This window comes from Paenibacillus sp. 1A_MP2 (assembly GCF_052244825.1).
Taxonomy (GTDB): domain Bacteria; phylum Bacillota; class Bacilli; order Paenibacillales; family Paenibacillaceae; genus Paenibacillus; species Paenibacillus vandeheii.
Genome location: NZ_JBQQCS010000010.1, coordinates 1 through 3,370, shown reverse-complemented (window position 1 = coordinate 3,370; position 3,370 = coordinate 1). Strand labels below are relative to the sequence as shown.

4 protein-coding genes are annotated in these 3,370 nt (G+C 51.1%); all 4 read left to right on the top strand.

Going from position 1 to position 3,370, the window contains the following annotated elements:
* A partial coding sequence (locus tag ACTWJ7_RS36665; protein WP_443146788.1) for a terminase small subunit occupies positions 1–763 on the top strand: 763 nt, incomplete at its 5' end.
* On the top strand, positions 756–1,019 hold the full coding sequence (locus ACTWJ7_RS36660; RefSeq protein ID WP_443146787.1) for a hypothetical protein: 264 nt from the start codon (positions 756–758) through the stop codon (positions 1,017–1,019). The genes ACTWJ7_RS36665 and ACTWJ7_RS36660, both read left to right, overlap by 8 nt.
* On the top strand, positions 971–2,149 hold the full coding sequence (terL, locus tag ACTWJ7_RS36655) for a phage terminase large subunit (protein ID WP_443146786.1): 1,179 nt from the start codon (positions 971–973) through the stop codon (positions 2,147–2,149). Before ACTWJ7_RS36660 ends, terL begins: the two co-directional genes overlap by 49 nt.
* A gap of 4 nt (positions 2,150–2,153) precedes the next feature.
* The coding region (locus tag ACTWJ7_RS36650; RefSeq protein WP_443146785.1) for a capsid protein at positions 2,154–3,370 on the top strand (1,217 nt) is incomplete at its 3' end.

Here is a 3,370-nt window from a genome sequence, read left to right as displayed (position 1 = left end):
GCCAAAATACATAGAGGAGCTGACTGATATGGCATTGACGGCCAAGCAACAACACTTTGTAAAAGAATACCTGATTGACCTCAATGCCAAGCAGGCAGCGATCAGAGCAGGATATAGCCCCAAAACGGCTGAACAGCAGGCCAGTAGATTGTTAAGTAATGTTAAGGTTCAGGCGGCGATCCAGGAGGCCATGGACAAACGAGCGGCCAAGGTTGAAGTTACGGCCGATATGGTGCTTCGACGCTGGTGGGATCTGGCTACCGCTGATCCGAACGAGCTGATCCATTTGAGACGTTTGGCGTGCCGGCATTGCCACGGAATCGATCACCAGTATCAATGGGTCGATGCGGCTGAATATGCCCAGGCGGTAGAGGATGCCATTAACGATGCCGAGGCTAAAGCAGAGGAAATGGATAAGCCGGTTCAAGACATTTTGCCGAGTGAAGCTGGCGGATATGGCTTTGATCGTCTGGCGGATCCACATCCATTCTGCCCTCAATGCCGCGGCGAGGGTCGTCCGGATTTACATATCGAGGACACCCGCAAGCTTCAGGGCGGCGCTAAGCTGCTGTACTCTGGAATTAAGCAAACGAAGGCAGGGCTTGAAATTGTGATGCATGATCAGGCGAAGGCGCTGGAGAATGTCGCCCGGCACCTGGGAATGTTTAAGGATAAGGTGGAGCTGTCGGGTGGGGTTAGCGTCAGTGATCCGTTCCAGGGGCTAACTACTGAGGATCTGAAGAAGTTGGTCCGAGATGGTTAATCTTGCGGCAATCAAGCGCGGTGCCCGTGTAGAGTTGGCGAGACGTGAGTTTTTCTATTTCTGCCAGGCCATGGCACCGGACTTCTACCAGGAAAATCGTCAGTTTCTTGTTGATCTGTGCAATGAGATGCAGGACTTCTATGAGTCAGACGACGATATTCTGATCGTCAACGAGCCCCGCGGCATGGTAAAAGCCGAACGGCATCGATGTTTGCACAGTGGGTATTCGGACAGGACCAGTCAGCCAAAATTATGACCGGCTCCTATAACGAGACGCTATCGACCACGTTCTCCAAAGCGGTGCGCAACGGGATCAGCACGGAGAAGGCTGATGAGAATATCATCGTGTACAGTGACATCTTCCCTCAAGTGCAGATCCGCCGAGGGGATGGAGCCATGAACCTTTGGAGCCTGGAAGGTGGATACAGCAACTATCTGGCCACGTCTCCTACAGGTACAGCAACAGGCTTTGGTGCTTCGATCCTCATGATTGATGACTTGATCAAGAATGCCGAGGAAGCGAGCAATGAGGGTGTTCTGGAGAAGCACTGGGATTGGTTCACGAATACGATGCTGAGCCGTTTGGAAGAGGGCGGCAAGATCATTATCATTATGACACGATGGGCAACAGGAGACCTTGCAGGCAGGGCCCTGGAGCATTTTGCAGAGGAGAAGAAGAAGGTGCGGCACCTGAGCATGAAGGCCCTGCAGGATGACGGTACGATGCTCTGCGAAGAGATCCTTTCCCGCGAGTCTTACAACATGAAGGTACGTGCCATGGGTGCTGATATTGCCAGCGCCAACTATCAGCAGATCCCGATTGATATCAAGGGCAAGCTTTACAGTAGCTTCAAGACATATGAGCATCTACCTCTGGACACTTCTGGAGAACCGCTGTTCACTGGCATTTACGCATATTGCGATTCAGCAGATGAGGGCGCGGATTATCTGTGCAACATCATATGGGGTGCGTACAACAAAGAAGCGTATGTGCTTGATATCATCTACACCAAAGAGCCTATGGAGATTACAGAGCCGGCAGTTGCTAAGGCTCTTTTTGCGTTACAGGTCAATCGCGCACGGATTGAAAGTAATAACGGGGGGCGTTCATTCGCTCGGAGTGTCAAACGGATTCTGGAGAAGGAACTGAGAAGTAACCGGACAGACGTGAGCTGGTTCCATCAGAGTAAAAATAAAGTGGCCCGTATTGTATCGAATGCAACATGGGTCATGCAGCATGTATACTTCCCTGTGAACTGGCGGGACCGCTGGCCGGAGTATCACAAGGCTATGAACAATTATCAGCGCGAGGGTAAGAACACCCATGATGATGCGCCAGATGCTACGACAGGCATCGCAGAAACGATGTATATGTTAGGAGGCTGAGAAAGTGGGGTGGTTTCAGAATATGGTCATGAAAATGCTGCGTATTAACCCAGCGCCAGAGAATCGAATCGTCACAATCACCGAGCCGCTATCATATCGGACGAATGTATTGCGTAACCGCCTATGGTTCCGTGGCGATGCTTCTGAGTTAGATCAATTCTACAAGCAGACAGGGACGGACGCGGTAGGCAAAGCGCGTTTCTGGGCAGCGATACCCAGTCAAAACATGGCGATTCGGAAAATCCATTCCGGAATGCCTGCCATGATTGCAGAGCGTTTGTCGGATATCGTCGTTGCTGATCTGGAAGCCGTTGAGGTAGACAAGGAAACGAAATGGGATGATATCAGCAAAGACAATGCGTTTGATGAGTTGTTGGGGCAGAACATTATAGACGCTTTGGTGGCTGGGGATGGAGCGTATAAAATCACCGTGGATACCAATGTTACCCAATACCCCATTATTGAGTTCTACAGCGGGGATCAGGTGGAGTATAGACGGAACCGTGGGAGGCTGCATGAGGTTGTGTTCTTTACGGATCACACGCTAAAGGGCAAGGATTACCGGTTGGAAGAAACCTATGGGCGTGGTTACATCCGGTATCAGCTTTATGATGCTTATGGCAAAGGCGTTCCACTTACTGTATTGCCTGAGACGGCAGCACTGGCGAACATCGAATACGATGGCAAGTTTATTATGGCCGTGCCGTTGATGTTCTTCCGCAGCTCCAAGTGGGAGGGACGAGGGAAATCCTTGTTTGATAGCAAGTCAGACAACTTTGACGCATTGGATGAAGTGGTGAGTCAATGGTGGGACGCGATCCGAGCCGGAAGAGTACAGAAGTATATTCCAGACGACTTGGTTCCGAAGAACCCTGAAACAGGGGCTCCAATGCGCGCCAACCCATTTGATAATCAGTTCATCAAGATTGGCACCTCCTTTGCTGAGGAGGGTAAAAACCAAATCACTATGTTGCAGCCGCAGATCCTGTATGAAGCATTCGTGGGGTCCTACGCCAGCGCTCTGGATATGTGCTTGCAGGGCGTTATGTCGCCATCCACGTTGGGCATTGACTTGAAGAAGACCGACAATGCAGAAGCGCAGCGGGAGAAGGAGAAAGCCACGCTATACACCCGCGGAAAGATCATTGATGCGTTGAATGAGGTGTTGCCCCGTCTGGTTGAAACTGTATTGAAGGTGCATGACACGATGCAGAGCCGGGC

Excerpts from the sequence above, each read along its gene's own strand:
- ACTWJ7_RS36660 (WP_443146787.1), top strand. The coding sequence starts at position 756 with ATGGTTAATCTTGCGGCAATCAAGCGCGGTGCCCGTGTAGAGTTGGCG.
- terL (WP_443146786.1), top strand. The coding sequence starts at position 971 with ATGTTTGCACAGTGGGTATTCGGACAGGACCAGTCAGCCAAAATTATG.